This is a genomic window from Acidovorax sp. SRB_24 (assembly GCF_012931925.1).
The window spans coordinates 1-15751 of record NZ_MWOM01000079.1 but is presented as its reverse complement, the minus strand read 5'-3'; the positions used below and the strand labels follow the sequence as shown (position 1 = coordinate 15751).

The 15751-nt window shown below is 68.9% G+C and carries 16 protein-coding genes; 12 read left to right on the top strand and 4 right to left on the bottom strand.

Annotated features, from left to right (window positions below):
- The first annotated feature begins 293 nt into the window (after window positions 1–293).
- The 8 genes from trpE (at window position 294) to B2J89_RS18625 (ending at window position 6303) form a co-directional block, all read left to right on the top strand.
- Window positions 294–1793 (top strand): anthranilate synthase component I, encoded by a 1500-nt coding sequence (gene trpE, locus B2J89_RS18660; RefSeq protein WP_169170449.1) that lies wholly within the window; start codon window positions 294–296, stop codon window positions 1791–1793.
- Complete coding sequence (locus B2J89_RS18655) at window positions 1793–2122, top strand: chorismate mutase (RefSeq protein ID WP_169170451.1); 330 nt, start codon at window positions 1793–1795, stop codon at window positions 2120–2122. Before trpE ends, B2J89_RS18655 begins: the two co-directional genes overlap by 1 nt.
- 5 nt (window positions 2123–2127) lie before the next feature.
- Window positions 2128–2712 carry an aminodeoxychorismate/anthranilate synthase component II gene (locus B2J89_RS18650; RefSeq protein ID WP_169170448.1) on the top strand — a complete coding sequence of 195 codons (585 nt, stop codon included), beginning with the start codon at window positions 2128–2130 and terminating at the stop codon, window positions 2710–2712.
- Between the two features lie 103 nt (window positions 2713–2815).
- Window positions 2816–3466: a LysE family translocator gene (locus tag B2J89_RS18645; RefSeq protein ID WP_169170447.1), complete on the top strand. Its 651-nt coding sequence runs from the start codon at window positions 2816–2818 to the stop codon at window positions 3464–3466.
- Window positions 3467–3497: 31 nt separating this feature from the next.
- Window positions 3498–4532: an anthranilate phosphoribosyltransferase gene (trpD, locus tag B2J89_RS18640; RefSeq protein WP_169170446.1), complete on the top strand. Its 1035-nt coding sequence runs from the start codon at window positions 3498–3500 to the stop codon at window positions 4530–4532.
- A complete protein-coding gene (locus B2J89_RS18635) occupies window positions 4532–4717 on the top strand; it encodes a hypothetical protein (RefSeq protein WP_169170436.1) in 186 nt (61 codons plus the stop codon). The genes trpD and B2J89_RS18635 overlap by 1 nt, the downstream gene beginning before the upstream one ends.
- A complete protein-coding gene (gene trpC, locus B2J89_RS18630; protein WP_169170445.1) occupies window positions 4714–5514 on the top strand; it encodes an indole-3-glycerol phosphate synthase TrpC in 801 nt (266 codons plus the stop codon). The genes B2J89_RS18635 and trpC overlap by 4 nt, the downstream gene beginning before the upstream one ends.
- Before the next feature lie 60 nt (window positions 5515–5574).
- Window positions 5575–6303 carry a uracil-DNA glycosylase gene (locus tag B2J89_RS18625; protein ID WP_169170444.1) on the top strand — a complete coding sequence of 243 codons (729 nt, stop codon included), beginning with the start codon at window positions 5575–5577 and terminating at the stop codon, window positions 6301–6303.
- 151 nt (window positions 6304–6454) lie between these two features.
- Here B2J89_RS18625 and B2J89_RS18620 read toward each other — a convergent pair whose 3' ends face one another.
- Window positions 6455–7609, bottom strand: coding sequence for an acyltransferase (locus B2J89_RS18620; protein ID WP_169170443.1), 1155 nt, complete (start codon window positions 7607–7609; stop codon window positions 6455–6457).
- 101 nt (window positions 7610–7710) lie between these two features.
- Window positions 7711–8622: a LysR family transcriptional regulator gene (locus B2J89_RS18615; protein WP_169170442.1), complete on the bottom strand. Its 912-nt coding sequence runs from the start codon at window positions 8620–8622 to the stop codon at window positions 7711–7713.
- 187 nt (window positions 8623–8809) lie between these two features.
- Between B2J89_RS18615 and B2J89_RS18610 the strand changes: the two genes are divergently transcribed.
- Together B2J89_RS18610 and B2J89_RS18605 are read left to right on the top strand one after the other, a co-directional pair.
- Window positions 8810–9793 (top strand): tripartite tricarboxylate transporter substrate binding protein, encoded by a 984-nt coding sequence (locus B2J89_RS18610; protein WP_169170441.1) that lies wholly within the window; start codon window positions 8810–8812, stop codon window positions 9791–9793.
- A 10-nt stretch (window positions 9794–9803) separates the two neighbouring features.
- Window positions 9804–11432 (top strand): gamma-glutamyltransferase family protein, encoded by a 1629-nt coding sequence (locus B2J89_RS18605; protein WP_305792658.1) that lies wholly within the window; start codon window positions 9804–9806, stop codon window positions 11430–11432.
- 79 nt (window positions 11433–11511) lie between these two features.
- Here B2J89_RS18605 and B2J89_RS18600 read toward each other — a convergent pair whose 3' ends face one another.
- Together B2J89_RS18600 and queA are read right to left on the bottom strand one after the other, a co-directional pair.
- Window positions 11512–12417 (bottom strand): DMT family transporter, encoded by a 906-nt coding sequence (locus B2J89_RS18600; protein ID WP_371809098.1) that lies wholly within the window; start codon window positions 12415–12417, stop codon window positions 11512–11514.
- Between the two features lie 180 nt (window positions 12418–12597).
- Window positions 12598–13698, bottom strand: a complete 1101-nt coding sequence (queA, locus tag B2J89_RS18595; protein ID WP_169170439.1) for a tRNA preQ1(34) S-adenosylmethionine ribosyltransferase-isomerase QueA — start codon at window positions 13696–13698, stop codon at window positions 12598–12600.
- Window positions 13699–13896: 198 nt separating this feature from the next.
- Here queA and B2J89_RS18590 point away from each other — a divergent pair, with 198 nt between their 5' ends.
- Together B2J89_RS18590 and B2J89_RS18585 are read left to right on the top strand one after the other, a co-directional pair.
- Complete coding sequence (locus B2J89_RS18590; RefSeq protein ID WP_169170438.1) at window positions 13897–14661, top strand: ParA family protein; 765 nt, start codon at window positions 13897–13899, stop codon at window positions 14659–14661.
- A 47-nt stretch (window positions 14662–14708) separates the two neighbouring features.
- Window positions 14709–15751, top strand: a 1043-nt coding sequence (locus B2J89_RS18585; RefSeq protein WP_169170437.1) for a diguanylate cyclase domain-containing protein, incomplete at its 3' end; no start/stop codon positions are given.

The following is a 15751-nucleotide window of genomic DNA, read 5'->3' as shown; positions in this document are numbered from 1 at the left end:
AGGGTTTGCCAGAGGGTGCGCCGGCATGGCGCCGCGCCGAAGCGGCAGGTGGGAGGCGGGAGAGGGCGGTGGCGCCTGCCCCATTTGCTACACTTTGGCCCATGTTCATTCACCGCGTGTTCACCACAGGTCGCAGCGACCGGGGAGCCTGGCCCTGGCGCAAGCCTGTCCGCCTGAACCCCTGATGGCACGCTGGTCCCCCAGCGTGCACCCGTGGCCCCACCGGGGCCAACCGAATGAACCGCGGCGCCCCTGGCACAGGGAGACGCGCCGCCCGAGCTGGGAGCCTTCCCTTGATCACCGAACTTGAATTCAAAAGCCTGGCCCGCGAAGGCTACAACCGCATTCCGCTGATGGCGGAAGCCTTCGCTGACCTGGAGACCCCGCTGTCGCTGTACCTGAAACTCGCGCACAGCAAGGACGGCGGAAAATACAGCTTTCTGCTCGAATCCGTCGTCGGCGGCGAGCGCTTTGGCCGCTACAGCTTCATCGGCCTGCCGGCGCGCACGCTGCTGCGCTCGCGCGGCTTCGGCGCCACCGCCGTCACCGAGGTCGTGACCGACGGCCAGGTGGTCGAGCGCGCGCCGGGCAACCCGCTCGACTTCGTGGCCGACTACCAGAAGCGCTTCAAGGTCGCGCTGCGCCCCGGGCTGCCGCGCTTCTGCGGCGGGCTGGCCGGCTACTTTGGCTACGACGCCGTGCGCCACATCGAGAAAAAGCTCGAAACCTCGTGCCCGCCCGATGCGCTCGACATGCCCGACATCCTGCTGCTGCAGTGCGAAGAGCTGGCCGTCATCGACAACCTCTCGGGCAAGCTCTACCTGATCGTCTACGCCGACCCGGCGCGCCCCGAGGCCTACAGCAACGCCAAGAAGCGTCTGCGCGAGCTGCGCGAGCAGCTCAAGTACTCGGTCAGCGCGCCGCAGGTGCAGGCCTCGCAAAGCTACCCCGCGCAGCGCGACTTCGCCAAGGCCGACTACATCGCCGCCGTCGAACGCGCCAAGGAGCTGATCGCCGCGGGCGACTTCATGCAGGTGCAGGTGGGCCAGCGCATCCACAAGCGCTACACCGAGTCGCCGCTTTCGCTGTACCGCGCGCTGCGCTCGCTCAACCCCTCGCCCTACATGTACTACTACCACTTCGGCGACAGCCATGTGGTGGGCGCGAGCCCCGAGATCCTGGTGCGCCAGGAGCGCACGCCCGACGGGCAGAAGGTGACGATCCGCCCGCTCGCCGGCACGCGCCCGCGCGGCGCCACGCCCGAGCTCGACAAGGCCGCCGAGGTCGAGCTGGTCAACGACCCGAAGGAGCGCGCCGAGCACGTGATGCTGATCGACCTGGCGCGCAACGACATCGGCCGCATCGCCCAGACCGGCAGCGTCAAGGTGACCGAGGCCTTTGCCGTCGAGCGCTACAGCCACGTGATGCACATCGTCAGCAACGTCGAGGGCCTGCTGCACGAGGGCATGACCAGCATGGACGTGCTCAAGGCGACGTTTCCGGCCGGCACGCTCACGGGCGCGCCCAAGGTGCACGCGATGGAGCTCATCGACCGGCTCGAGCCGACCAAGCGCGGCCTCTATGGCGGCGCCTGCGGCTACCTGAGCTATGCCGGCGACATGGACCTGGCGATCGCGATCCGCACCGGCATCGTCAAGGACGGCCAGCTCTATGTGCAGGCCGCGGCCGGCGTGGTCGCCGACTCGGTGCCCGAGCTCGAATGGAAAGAAACCGAACACAAGGCGCGCGCGCTGCTGCGCGCCGCCGAACTCGTTGAAGAAGGACTGGAATGATGACCCGCGCGATCGATAACACACAGCACTGCACCACCATGGACGACGTGCGCCGCCACATCGACGCGCTCGACGATGTGCTGGTGCCGCTCCTGGTCACGCGCGGCGGCTACATGACGCAGGCCGCGCGCATCAAGCAGGACGAGAACCAGGTGCGCGACGAAGAGCGCATCGAGGCCATCGTGGCGCGCGTGCGCGAGCGTGCGGCGCTCGAGGGCGGTGAGCCCGACGTGATCGAGGCCATCTACCGCAGCATGATGGAGGCCTATATCGCCTTCGAACACCGCGAATTCGCGCGCCAGCGCGGGTCCGCGCACACACCGGGGTGAGCGCCATGCAACTGTTGATGATCGACAACTACGACAGCTTTACCTACAACATCGTGCAGTACTTCGGTGAGCTCGGTGCCCAGGTCGAGGTGCGCCGCAACGACGAGATCACCGTGGCCGAGATCGAGGCGCGCCTGGCTGCCGGCCGTCTCGACCGCCTCGTCGTCTCACCCGGTCCGTGCTCGCCGCAGGAGGCCGGCATCTCGGTCGCGGCGATCCGGCACTTTGCCGGCAAGCTGCCGATTCTGGGCGTGTGCCTGGGCCACCAGGCGATCGGCGCGGCGTTCGGCGGCACGATCGTGCGCGCCCAGCAGCTCATGCACGGCAAGACCAGCACCATCACGACCACGCAAAAAGGCGTGTTCGCTGGCCTGCCCGAGCAGTTCACGGTGAACCGCTACCACTCGTTATCGATAGAGCGTGCCAGCTGCCCCGAGGTGCTCGAGATCACCGCCTGGACCGACGACGGCGAGATCATGGGCGTGCGCCACAAAACGCTGGCCATCCAGGGCGTGCAGTTCCACCCCGAGAGCATCCTGACCGAGCACGGCCACGCCATGCTGCGCAACTTCCTCGAGCAGCGCGCATGACGCGTGCTTCGGTATTTGTAGCTGTCAGCGCTTGATGGGCAAGCGTTTGGGGACAAAATGACCGGTATCTTCTACCGCGCACCCCGCGCCTGAACGACGCGCCATGGCCACCGAACCATTGCTGCTCTTCATCGCCGCCGGCCTGCTGCTCAACCTCACGCCGGGGCCCGATGTGCTCTACATCGTGGCGAACGCGCTGCGCTCCGGCGCGCGCGCCGGCATGGTGGCGGCCTGCGGCATCACGGCGGGCTGCTTTGTGCACATCTTCGCGGCGGCCCTGGGCGTGAGCGCGCTGCTGGCGGCGTCGGGCACGGCGTTCACGCTGCTCAAGTGGGTGGGCGCGGCCTACCTGGTCTATGTGGGCCTGCGCATGCTGCTGGCACCCGCCCCGGCGGCTATCTCATCAGGAGCTGCCGGCGCAGGCACAGAAAGCGCGGCAGCGCTCAAAGGCATCTTTTTACGCGGCTTCTGGACGAATGCGCTCAACCCCAAGGTGGTGCTGTTCTTCCTCGCGTTCGTGCCGCAGTTCATCGCACCGGGCACGCCGCACAAGCCGCTGGCTTTCTTGCTGCTGGGCCTGCTGTTCAACTTCAATGGCTTGTGGGTCAACCTCGGCTGGGCGCTGGCCGCCGCCTGGCTGGGCCGGCACGCCGGCCGCGTGGCGCGCGCTCTGCACTGGCTCGAACGCGGAGCCGGCCTGCTGTTCGTCGGCTTTGGCGCCCGGCTCGCGCTGAGCGACGCGCCCGCCGCCTGATTTCTTCCACCTTTATTGCGCAGGGAACCCCATGCAAATCACCCCCCAGGAGGCGCTGCAGCGCACCATCGAACACCGCGAAATCTTCCACGACGAGATGCTGCATCTGATGCGCATGATCATGAAGGGCGAGCTCTCGCCCGTCATGACGGCGGCCATCATCACCGGCCTGCGCGTGAAGAAGGAAACCATCGGCGAGATCACCGCCGCCGCGCAGGTGATGCGCGAGTTCTGTACCAAGGTGCCGGTGCAGGACGCCACGCACCTCGTCGACATCGTCGGCACGGGCGGCGACGGCGCCAACACCTTCAACATCTCGACCTGCGCGATGTTCGTCGCCGCTGCCGCCGGCGCCAAGACCGCCAAGCACGGCGGGCGCAGCGTCTCGAGCAAATCGGGCAGCGCCGATGTGATGGACGCGCTGGGCGTGCACATCAACCTCGCGCCGGCCGCCATTGCGCAGTGCATTGCCGAGGTCGGCATCGGCTTCATGTTCGCGCCCAACCACCACCCGGCCATGAAGAACGTGGCGCCGGTGCGCAAGGAGCTGGGCGTGCGCACGCTGTTCAACATCCTCGGCCCGCTGACCAACCCGGCCGGCGCGCCGAATATCCTGATGGGCGTGTTCCACCCCGACCTCGTCGGCATCCAGGTGCGCGCGCTGCAGCGCCTGGGCGCCGAGCACGCCATCGTGGTCTATGGCCGCGACGGCATGGACGAGATCAGCCTGGGGGCCGCCACGCTGGTGGGCGAGCTCAAGAACGGCCAGGTCAGCGAGTACGAAATCCATCCCGAGGACTTCGGCCTGAGCATGTCCAGCAACCGCGCCTTCAAGGTCGAAACGCCCGAGCAGTCGCGCGACATGCTGCTGTCCGTGCTGCAAGGCCAGCCGGGCGCGGCCAGCGACATCGTCTGCCTCAACGCCGGCGCGGCGCTGTACGCTGCCGGCGTGGCCGGCTCGATCCAGGATGGCCTGGACCGCGCGCGCGCGGCGCTGGCCTCGGGCGCGGCGCACGCCAAGCTCGCTGAGCTGGTCGCGCGCACGCACGCGCTGGCGGCAGCCTGATGGCTCACCCGCTGTGGAGCGACCCCGGAACCTGGATCGCGCTGGGCGCCACCGCCGTCTCGGTGGCGGTCGGCGTGGCCATGTCGGTGGTGTTCCGCCGCATCCTGCGCCGGCCGCCGCCTGCGCCGCCTTCCCCCGAATCTTCCGCACACCCCGCAGACCCTGAAAGGCGCGAAACCCCATGAACGATATTCTGAAAAAGATCGTCGCCGTCAAGCACGAAGAAGTCGCCGCAGCGCAAAAGCGCCTGCCGCTGGCCGCCATGCGCGCCGACGCCGAGAGCCGCGTGCTCACGCGCGATTTTGTCGGCGCACTGCGCGCCAAGATCGCCAGGAACCAGGCGGCCGTGATCGCCGAAATCAAGAAGGCCAGCCCGAGCAAGGGCGTCATCCGCGCCGACTTCGAACCCGCCGACATCGCCCAGAGCTATGCCGAGGGCGACGGCGTGGTCAGCGCGGCCTGTCTTTCGGTGCTGACTGACCGGCAGTTCTTCCAGGGCAGCACCGACTACCTCAAGCAGGCGCGCGCCAGCTGCCAGCTGCCGGTGCTGCGCAAGGACTTCATGGTCGACGCCTACCAGATCTACGAGTCGCGCGCCATGGGCGCCGATGCCGTGCTGTTGATCGCCGCCAGCCTCGATGACGCGCAGATGCAGGACTTCGAGGCCATCGCGCGCGACCTCGACATGGCCGTGCTGGTCGAGGTGCACGACCGCGCCGAGCTCGACCGCGCGCTGCGCCTGAAGACCGAGCTGGTCGGCATCAACAACCGCAACCTGCGCACCTTCGAGGTCACGCTGCAGACCACGCTGGACATGCTGTCGGACGTGCCGAAAGACCGCCTGCTCGTCACCGAGTCGGGCATCCTCGCGCCGCAGGACGTCAAGACCATGCGCGACGCCGGCGTGCAGGCCTTCCTCGTCGGCGAGGCCTTCATGCGCGCCGACGACCCGGGCACGGCGCTGGCGCAGCTGTTTGCCTGAATGCACCTGAATTCATAGCTGTAATCGTAAGCTACATAAGCGCTGGAGGCCATTTTGACCATGAATGATCTGCCCCACCCCGGCGCCGGTGGCGCCACGCAGCTGCAAACCGCGAACCCGGCCGACTGGCCCGTGGCGCCCGGCTGGCAGCCGCTGGTCGGTGATTTTTTTGCCAGCGCCACCGGCCAGCGCCTGTGCGCGTTCCTGCAGGCGCGGCTCGGTGCGGGCGCGGTGGTGTTTCCGCCGCGGCCGCTGCGCGCGCTCGAACTCACGCCGCCCGATCAGGTGCGCGTCGTGATCCTCGGCCAGGACCCGTACCACGGCCGCGGCCAGGCCGAGGGGCTGGCGTTTTCGGTCGCGCCGGGCGTGCGCCTGCCGCCTTCGCTGCGCAACATCTTCAAGGAAATCGAGCGCGACCTGGGCACGCCGCCGCCGGCCTTTCCGAACCCCGGCGGCAGCCTGGTCAAGTGGGCGCAGAACGGCGTGCTGCTGCTCAACACCACGCTGACGGTGGAAGAGGGCCGGCCCGCGAGCCACGCCGGCAAGGGCTGGGAGGTGCTGACCGACGCCGTGATCGCGCAGGTCGCCGAGGGCCCGCGCCCGGTGGTGTTCATGCTCTGGGGCGCGCACGCGCAAAGCAAGCGCGCCCTGATCCCCGCAGACCGCGGCCACCTGGTGCTGTGCGCCAACCACCCCTCGCCGCTGTCGGCGCTGCGCCCGCCGGTGCCGTTCATCGGCTGCGCGCACTTCGGCCGGGCGCGGGCGTTTCGTGCGCAGCACGGCGACTGAGGTGCCCAGGGCCGCTCGGGACTCGGCTGCGGCGCTGCTATGGGTGCATTGGTCGAGGCGCGCTCGCTGGTTCGGCGAAATCGCGTGTTCGCGGTTTGACCGGATGGCGGCGGACGGCAACGCGTCCGTTGCCAATACGCCTATCGCGTCATCAACCTGAGTGCGCGGGAGGTGTAGGGGGCGCTGCGCTAGCTGCCGAGGCCGTGCGGCGGGTTAATGGTCGCAGGGTCTGTTGCAGCAGGGGGAGCAGCCGCTGACCCAAGCGGATGCATGGCTTTTCCACGAGATACCACGATAGGGTTCCGAGCATGGTGGCAAGCAGCATGGCCATGTATTTGTTGAAGGACAGCCCCAGTTCCGGGAAATACAGCGCCAGCAGCTGTTGCATGGGCCAGCCCCACAGATAGACCCCGTACGACACATCAGCTGGCAGTCGAAGCGCAACGATGGCCGGCAGGCTGCAGACATACAGGAGCCCGAGAAACAGCGCCACATAGAACAAATAGTAGGCGTGGCTGTGCTGGCGCAACGTCAAGAACAGCACCAGAGCGCCTAGTGCTGGGGCCATGCTGATGTGAATCTTGTCGCGCCACAGCGCCAAAAGGGCGCCGAAGGCAAAGCAGGGCGCCAGCGCATCGATGGACAGGCTCTGGGGGCGCCAGGTGAACAACAGTTGATTGCCTGTGACGGGGTCGAGGATGATCAGGCAGACCACAGCTGTTGCCAGCCACTTGTAGCGGTGCAGGCCCAAAGCGAACAAGGCAGCCAGAACGATATAGGCATCTACCTCGTAGGGGATGCTCCAAAGGGAGCCGTTGACGGCTTGACTGGCTTGGCTAGCGAACACGCCGGGCAACTCATACTGGAGGCGCATGAGCAGGTTTTCGCGCACGTAGCTTGAGGTTTGAGGGTGCGCGAAATAGCTCTCCCACGGCAGATTGCTGACCAGCGGTCCCACCACGAATGCACAGGCGGTCACCACGACCAACAGGGCCGGCCAGATGCGAAAAATGCGCGCCAGGATGAACTGCGTCAGGCATTTTTTCTGCAACAGGCTATTGGTGACCACCAGTCCGCTGAGAAAGAAAAACACCTTGACGGCCAATGACCCGCTGTAATCGAACTGCAGCCAGCGCGCGACGAAGTCGCTGTTGACGCCGATCGGCAGGACGGCATGCGCGTGGCCGTAAATCACCATGCAGGCTGCAACGAGGCGAACAAGGTCGAGATTGTTGTTCTGGCGTTGCAGCAGTTGGTCAAGGTACATCGGTGGTGGGTGCTGGAAGGCAATGAGCAATAAGGCCATGCGCTGGCGGGAAGGCGCCCATTCTAGGTCGGGCAATTGCGCTGGCCATCCAGGGAAATTGCCTTTTGCATGGCGTAGCGATACATCCCTTGCCCCTTGCGCTACCAAGGTCGGGACAGTTCTTGTTGCAGCAGCTCCAGAAACGACTGCGCCGCATGCGGCAGGGCGCGGCCCGCCAGGGTCTGCACCTCGATGTCGCGCAGGTCCATGCCCTCGTCGCCCACGGGCACGGCCACGAGGGCGCCCGAGGCCATCAGGTGGCGTGCCGCGATCTCGCTCGACAAGGCCACGCCGCCGCCGTGCACCACGAAGTTCATCAGGGTCTGCACGTGGTTGCTCACGAGCACCGGCCGCAGCCGCAGGCCCTGGCGGCTGCAGGCCATGTCGATCATCTGGCGCACCGTGGTCTCGGGCGGCGGCAGCCCCAGCGCATGCGGGGCCAGGTGCGCCAACCTGAGCTGCGGCCGATCGGCCAGCGGGTGCCGGCGCGGCAGCAGCGCCAGCACCGGCGCGCTCTGGCGATAGACCACGGCAACGTCCTTGTGCGGCGCGCTGCTGAAGCACAGGCCGAGATCGACCGCGCCGCTGCGCACCGCCGTCGGAACCATGGCCGTGGGCAGCGTCTGCACGCTGAACTGAATGCCCTGGTGCAGGCGCTGGAAGTCCACGCACAGGCGCGGCACCAGATCGTTCGCAAACGCGTCCGACGTGGCCAGGCGCACCTGCCCGGCGTGCAGGCCCTGCAGGGCGCCGATCTCTCCCAGCGCGCGTTCGGCATCGAGCCCGGTGCGGCGCGCATGGCGCGCCAGGATTTCGCCGGCCGCCGTCAGCACCATGCCGCGCGGATGGCGCTCGAACAGGGGCGTGCCCAGCTGGCCCTCGAGGCCGGCGATCTGGCGGCTCAGCGCCGAGGCCGCCACATGCAGCCGCTCGGACGCGAGCGTCAGAGAGCCGCTCTGCGCCACTTCGAGAAAGTAGCGCAGCGCCGTGTCGAGCAGGAGGTGGGGTCGCATGGCGGGTCGCAGTGTGTTGCTGATCGGAGATGGAAAGTATCGATCGGTTTGCTGTTTCGGCAAACCTGTTTGCCTATTTGCTGGTGGTCATCGGCATGGCGCATTTCTAAGATAGGCCGTGATAACTACCTTGGCTCGGCCTGGCGGCCGGCTGCGTGCCCCGATCCATCCTTTCTGGAGTGTTTCCATGCGTTTGTTTTCCTCGCGCCACGGTGCGCTGGCGGTGTCCTTGTGCGTGGCGCTGGCGGCAGGGGCCCATGCGCAGTCCGCGTGGCCGGACAAGCCGGTACGGGTGATCGTGCCGTTTCCGGCCAGTGGCGCCACGGACCTGGTGGCGCGTGTGGTCACGCAGCGCGTGGCGGCCGACCTGGGCCAGCAGATGGTGGTGGACAACCGCCCGGGGGCCGGCGGCACCATCGGCACGGCCGAGGCCGCCAAGGCGCCGGCCGACGGCTACACGCTGCTGCTGACCACGAGCAGCACGCATGCGATATCGCCGCACCTTCTGCCGCGCCTGGCCTACGACGCGCGCAAGGATTTCACCCCGGTCGTGCACCTGGCCGACGCGCCCAGCGTGGTGCTGGTCAACCCGTCGCTGCCGGTCAAGACCGTGGCGGAGCTGGTCGCATACGGCAAAGCCCATCCCGGCAAGCTCAACTACGCCACCAGCGGCAACGGCACCATCGTGCACCTCAATTCCGCCGCCTTCAGCGCGCAGGCGGGCATCGAGATGACGCATGTGCCCTACAAGGGCACGGCGCTGGCCATCCCCGATCTGGTGGCCGGCCAGGTGCATGTGCTGTTCGACTCCTTGCCCACCGGCATGCCGCATGCGCGCAGCGGCCGCTTGCGCGCCCTGGCCGTGACCAGTGAAAAGCGCACGGCGCTGGCGCCCGAGCTGCCCACCCTGGCCGAATCGGGCCTGCCTGGCTATTCTTCGGTGACGTGGTTTGGCGTGTACCTGCCGGCCGGTGCGCCGCCCGCTCTGGTCAGTCGCGTGCACCAGGCTTTTGCTAAGGCCATGCTGGCGCCCGAGGTGGCTGCCAGCCTGGCCAAGCTGGGGGTCGAGCCTGCGGCGCCCAGCAGCCCGGCACAGTTCGGCGCCATGGTGCAGACCGACAGCGCGCGCTGGGCCAGCGTCATCCGCCAGCACAAGATCACGTTGGAATGAAAGGCCTGCCATGAACGACCGCACCTTGCCGCTCCACGCCAGTCCCTCCGCCATGGACTGGGCGCTGCCTTATGCCTCCCAGCGCAGCGCGGTGATGGGGCGCAACATCGTTTCCACCTCGCAGCCGCTGGCGGCCCAGGCCGGCCTGCGCATGCTGTTGGCCGGCGGCAACGCGGTGGATGCGGCGATTGCCGCGGCCATGGCGCTCACCGTGGTCGAGCCCACGGGCTGCGGCCTGGGCAGCGACGGTTTCGCCATCGTCTGGGACGGCCAGGAACTGCACGGCCTCAACGCCTCGGGCCGCTCACCTGCCGCGTGGACGCCGCAGTATTTCGCCGAGCGCGGTGGCATGCCCGAAAAGGGCTGGAATGCCGTCACCGTGCCCGGCGCCGTGTCGGCCTGGGTGGCGCTGTCCAAGCGCCTGGGCAAGCTGCCGTTCGCGCAGCTGGCGCAGCCCGCCATCGATTACGCGCGCCGCGGCTTTCCGGTCTCGCCGACCATCGCCCGGCTGTGGGCGCTGGGCGCTGCCAAGCTCGGCGCCCAGCCGGGCTTTGCCGAGTGCTTCCTGCCGGGCGGCCGCGCTCCGCGCGCGGGCGAGATGTTTCGCAGCGAAGCCCATGCGCGCACACTGGAGCTGATCGCCGCCACGGAGGGCGAGGCGTTCTACCGCGGCGATCTGGCCCGGCAGATGGTGGCCCACGCGCAGGCGCACGGCGGCGCCATGGCCCTGGACGACCTCGCTGCACACCGGGCCGACTGGGTCGGCACGGTGAGCCAGCGCTTCGGCGATTCGGTGGTGCACGAGATCCCGCCCAACGGCCAGGGCATCGCTACGCTGATGGCGCTGGGCATGCTCGATGCCGTGGGCGTCGGCCAGCAGCCGCTCGATGGTGTGGACAGCGTGCACCTGCAGATCGAGGCCATGAAGCTCGCGCTGGCCGACCTGCAGCAGTACAACGCCGACATCGATGCCATGCAGGTGGCGCCGGCCGATCTGCTCCATGCCGACTACCTGCGCGGCCGTGCGGCCCTCATCGATCCCGCGTGCGCGGGCGATCCGTCCTGCGGCGCGCCGCGCCCCGGCGGCACGGTGTACCTGGCGGCGGCGGACGCGTCCGGGATGATGGTGTCGTTCATCCAGTCCAACTACATGGGCTTTGGCTCGGGCGTGGTCGTGCCGGGCACGGGCATCAGCCTGCAGAACCGGGGCCATGGCTTCAATCTGGTTCCCGGCCATGCCAACGAAGTCGGCCCGCGCAAGCGGCCGTCCCACACCATCATTCCGGCCTTCGCCATGCACGCCGATGGCACGCCGCAAATGGCGTTTGGCGTCATGGGCGGACCCATGCAGTCGCAGGGCCACCTGCAGATGGCGCTGCGCGTGCTGCGCTATGGCCAGAACCCGCAGGCCGCGGCCGATGCGCCACGCTGGCGTGTCACGGGCGGCAAGGGCGTGGCCGTGGAGCCCCGCTTCGATCCGGCCGTGGTGGCCGGGCTGCGCGCGCGCGGCCACGAGGTCACGGTGGAAGAGGGCAACGGCGTCTTCGCCTTCGGCGGGGCCCAGCTGGTGCTGCGCGAGGGCGGGCACTATGTGGCCGGATCGGACCCGCGCAAGGACGGGTGCGCCGTGGCGTTCTGATGCTCTCAAAAAGAGAGCGTCCGGCGCTGGTGCGGCAAGCGCCAGCGCCGGATAGCGTCAGAAGACCGACGCCCGGCACCTAGCTGCGCCCGCGCACGCTGAGCCACACGCTGGCCAGGCCGCACAGCGTGATCGCGGCCATGCCGGCCAGGGACTGGGCGTCGGGCCTCTGGCCGAAGAACAGCCAGCCCATGGCCATCGCAAAGCCGATCTGGCTGTAGAGAAACGGCGCGATGGCGCCCGGCGTGGTGTGCGCATAGGCCTGCAGCAGCAGCAAATGGCCCACGCCGCTGCACGCCCCCATCACCGCCACGGCGGCCCAGACGGGCCCGTCGGGCACGCTCTGCCAGAACAGCGGCAGCAGCGGCGTGGTCGCCAGCAGCGGCAGCCAGGTCGTGTAGAGCTGGGTGGTGGTGGGCGGATCGAGCCGCGCCATGCGGCTGCCCAGCAGCTGGTAGGTGGTGCCGCACAGCAGCAGGCCCAGGGGCAGCAGGGCGCGCCAGCCCAGGGCCTGGCCGGCGCCCTCGGGCCGCACGATGGCGATCACGCTGGCCAGCCCCACCAGCAGCAGCCCCCAGCGCGCGGGGCTCACGCGTTCGCCGAACAGCCAGGCCGAGGCCACGACGATGAGCAGGGGCACGGCCGACCAGGTGGCGGTGAAGTTGGCCAGCGGCATGCTCTGGATGCAGAAGAAGGCGAAGACCGAGGTCAGAAAGCCGCTGGCCGCACGGCCGATCTGGAAGCGCGGGTGGGCCGTGCGCCAGGCGGCCCAGCCGTGGCGCGGCAGCACCATGGCCGTGGTCACCAGGGCCTGGGCCGCAAAGCGCAGCCACAGCACCATCAGCATGGGCAGCACCTGGCCGCTGAACTTGGTGGCGCTGTCCAGCAGCGCGAACAGGGCGCAGGCCGCGGTGGCCAGGGCGATGCCCCCCAGGGCGGAGCGGTGGGCCGCAGCGGCGGGCCTGAAAGTGCGGTCGGAGGTCACGGGGCAGGCAGACAGCCGGCGGCCCGAGGCCCCCGGCGGGGACCGGCGCGGGGAGCGCGGCGCAGGGCATTGTAGGGCGCGCCTGCTCATGAATCAGGAGCGCATGGCGCTGGTGGTGACTGCATTTCAACGCCATACGGCTTTCGTCGGTAGGCAGGGCAAGCGCCTGCCGCTCCTCTTTCAGGAGCGGTCGGACGGGAGGCGCTCCAGCAGCATGGCATCGCCATAGCTGAAGAAGCGGTAATGCTGGGCGATGGCGTGGCGGTACAGCTGCATGACATGCGCGTAGCCCGCGAAGGCCGAGACCAGCATCATCAGCGTGCTCTTGGGCAGGTGGAAGTTGGTCAGCAGCAGGTCCACCACCTGGAACCTGAAACCCGGCGTGATGAAGATGGCGGTGTCGCCCGAGGCCTGGCCGCTGCGCGCCCACGATTCGAGCGTGCGCACCGTCGTCGTGCCCACGGCCACGACGCGGCCGCCGCGCTGGCGGCAGCGCTCGAGCGCCGCGAGCGTGGCCAGCGGCACCTCGTACCACTCACTGTGCATCTGGTGCTCGGCCAGGTTCTCGGTCTTGACGGGCTGGAAGGTGCCGGCGCCCACGTGCAGCGTGACGCAGGCAGTGTCGATGCCGCGCGCGGCCAGATCGGCCAGCACGGTGGCGTCGAAGTGCAGTGCCGCGGTCGGTGCGGCCACGGCGCCGGGGGCGCGGGCGAACACGGTCTGGTAGCGCTCGCTGTCTGCGGCGGCGTCGGGGTCGTTGCCGCCTTGCTGCTGGCGCTCGATGTAGGGCGGCAGCGGCAGGTGGCCGTGGCGCTCCATCAGCTCCCAGGGCGTCTCGCCGGCCGGGCCGCGCAGCGCGAAGCGGAACAGCGGGCCGTCGCCGTCGGGCCAGCGGCCAAGCAGCAGCGCGTCAAAGCCGCCGCCGCGCAGGCCGCCCGCCATGTGCACCACGGTGCCGGGCGGGGGTTTCTTGCTGACCTTCATGTGGGCGACCACTTCGCCGCCCTCGAGCACACGCTCGATCAGCAGCTCGAGCTTGCCGCCGCTGGCCTTCTCTCCAAAGAGGCGCGCCTTGACGACGCGCGTGTCGTTGAACACCAGCAGGTCGCCCGCCCGCAGCAGGCCGGGCAGTTCCTTGAAGATGCGGTCCGCGGGCTGCGTGGCGCGGCCGTCGAGCAGGCGCGAGGCGCTGCGCTCGGGCGCGGGGTGCTGGGCGATGAGCTGGGGGGGGAGCGCGAAATCGAAGTCGCTGAGGGTGTAGGGGGGTGCCGTATCGGTCATGGGTGCTTGAGGGCCGGACAGGCCCGTGCCAAGGAAAAAGCGGTGGCAGCGGCGCGGCGCAAACCGCACGCCTGCGGGTGGGGGGCGATTGTCCCATGGCCGGTATCCCATAATTGCCTGCGACCGCGCGCCGTTGGGGCCGCGCCCGCACGGCCCGTTTTTCGGCGGCCCGCACACGCCACGCCACAAGGAACCTCCATGCCGCTCGTCGTTTTCAACCAGAAGGGTGGGGTGGGCAAGTCCACCATCGCATGCAACCTGGCCGCTATCAGCGCCCACCAGGGCCTGCGCACCCTGGTGATCGACCTGGACCCGCAGGGCAACTCGAGCGCCTACCTGCTGGGCGCCGCGCCGGCCGAGGACCAGCCCGGCGTGGCGCCGTTCTTCGAGCAGACGCTGGGCTTCAGCTTCACGCCGGCGCCGCCGTCCGCGTTCACCGTGCGCACGCCGTTCGAGGGCCTGGACCTGATGGCGTCGAGCGCGCGGCTCGACGAGCTGCAGGGCAAGCTCGAATCGCGCCACAAGATCTACAAGCTGCGCGAGGCGCTGGCGCAGCTGGGCCAGGACTACGACCGCATCTACATCGACACCCCGCCGGCGCTCAATTTCTACACCCGCTCGGCGCTCATGGGCGCGCGCGGCTGCCTGATCCCGTTCGACTGCGACGACTTCTCGCGCCAGGCGCTCTACACGCTGCTGGCCAACGTGCAGGAGATCCGCGCCGACCACAACCCCCAGCTGGCGATCAAGGGCATCGTGGTCAACCAGTTCCAGGCGCGCGCCAAGCTGCCCCAGCGGCTCGTGCAGGAGCTGCTCGACGAGGGCCTGCCGGTGCTGCAGCCCTACCTGCCGCAGTCGGTCAAGGTGCGCGAATCGCACCAGCTGGCGCGGCCCATGATCCACCTCGACCCCGGGCACAAGCTCACGCAGGCGCTGGTGGCGATCCACGGCGTGCTCGCATAGCCGCCGCCATACTGGGAATTCACACTGTCAAAGAAGGGCTTGAGCGCGTGGAAACTTTCGTCTGGGACCAGCATTTCGTGACCGGCCTGCCCGATGTGGACGAGCAGCACCGGGGCCTGGTGGACCTGTTCAACGAGCTCAGCCGCTCGCTGTTCGTCTCGGAGGCCGACACCGATCCCGGCGCCGGCCGCGAAGCGCTGCTGCGCGGCATCTTCGAGCGCCTGGTGGCCTACACCGAATACCACTTCAGCGAGGAAGAGGCCCTGATGCACAGTGCCGGCGTCGATGCGCGGCACACCGAGGCGCACGTGGCGCTGCACCGGCAGTTCGTGCAGCAGGTGCACACCTTTTGGGCCACGCGCGCCACCATGGCCGCGCCGGCCGAATCCATCGTCCACTTCTTGACCGCATGGCTGGGCCTGCACATCCTGGGCATCGACCAGTCGCTGGCGCGCCAGATCGCGGCCATCGCGCAGGGCCTGCCGGCCGCCCAGGCCTATGAGCGCGAGATGTCGGCGCACGACAACAGCACGCAGGTGCTGCTGAAGATGATCGGCAAGCTCTACCAGGTGCTGTCGGCGCAGAACGACGAGCTGGTGCAGGCCAACCAGCGCCTCGAAGACCGCGTCGCGCAGCGCACGGCCGAGCTGGCGCAGGCCAACGTCGCGCTGCAGCAGGCCAACGAACGGCTCGAGGCCTATGCCCGCACCGACGGGCTGCTGCAGGTGGCCAACCGCAGCTGCTTCGACGACCGCCTGGCGCAGGCCTGTGCGAGCGCGTTCCGGCGCCAGGTGCCGCTCGGTCTGCTGATGATCGACGTCGACGATTTCAAGCGCTACAACGACCAGTTCGGCCACCCCGCGGGCGATGCCTGCCTGCAGGCCGTGGCCCGTGCGGTGCAGCATGCGATGCAGCGCAGCACCGACCTGGTGGCCCGCTACGGCGGTGAGGAGCTGGCCGTCCTCCTGCCCGACACCGATGCAGCCGGCGCCGCCGCCGTCGCCGCGCGCGTGGTGGCCGCCGTGGCGGCGCTGCGCCTGCCGCACCCGGCCTCGGTGGCGCCGCATGTCAGCGTGAGCGTGGGCGCGGT

Coding starts and splice junctions, on each gene's coding strand:
- B2J89_RS18655 (WP_169170451.1), top strand. CDS start 1,793: ATGACCCGCGCGATCGATAACACACAGCACTGCACCACCATGGACGAC.
- B2J89_RS18650 (WP_169170448.1), top strand. CDS start 2,128: ATGCAACTGTTGATGATCGACAACTACGACAGCTTTACCTACAACATC.
- B2J89_RS18645 (WP_169170447.1), top strand. CDS start 2,816: ATGGCCACCGAACCATTGCTGCTCTTCATCGCCGCCGGCCTGCTGCTC.
- trpD (WP_169170446.1), top strand. CDS start 3,498: ATGCAAATCACCCCCCAGGAGGCGCTGCAGCGCACCATCGAACACCGC.
- B2J89_RS18635 (WP_169170436.1), top strand. CDS start 4,532: ATGGCTCACCCGCTGTGGAGCGACCCCGGAACCTGGATCGCGCTGGGC.
- trpC (WP_169170445.1), top strand. CDS start 4,714: ATGAACGATATTCTGAAAAAGATCGTCGCCGTCAAGCACGAAGAAGTC.
- B2J89_RS18625 (WP_169170444.1), top strand. CDS start 5,575: ATGAATGATCTGCCCCACCCCGGCGCCGGTGGCGCCACGCAGCTGCAA.
- B2J89_RS18620 (WP_169170443.1), bottom strand. CDS start 7,609: ATGGCCTTATTGCTCATTGCCTTCCAGCACCCACCACCGATGTACCTT.
- B2J89_RS18615 (WP_169170442.1), bottom strand. CDS start 8,622: ATGCGACCCCACCTCCTGCTCGACACGGCGCTGCGCTACTTTCTCGAA.
- B2J89_RS18610 (WP_169170441.1), top strand. CDS start 8,810: ATGCGTTTGTTTTCCTCGCGCCACGGTGCGCTGGCGGTGTCCTTGTGC.
- B2J89_RS18605 (WP_305792658.1), top strand. CDS start 9,804: ATGAACGACCGCACCTTGCCGCTCCACGCCAGTCCCTCCGCCATGGAC.
- queA (WP_169170439.1), bottom strand. CDS start 13,698: ATGACCGATACGGCACCCCCCTACACCCTCAGCGACTTCGATTTCGCG.
- B2J89_RS18590 (WP_169170438.1), top strand. CDS start 13,897: ATGCCGCTCGTCGTTTTCAACCAGAAGGGTGGGGTGGGCAAGTCCACC.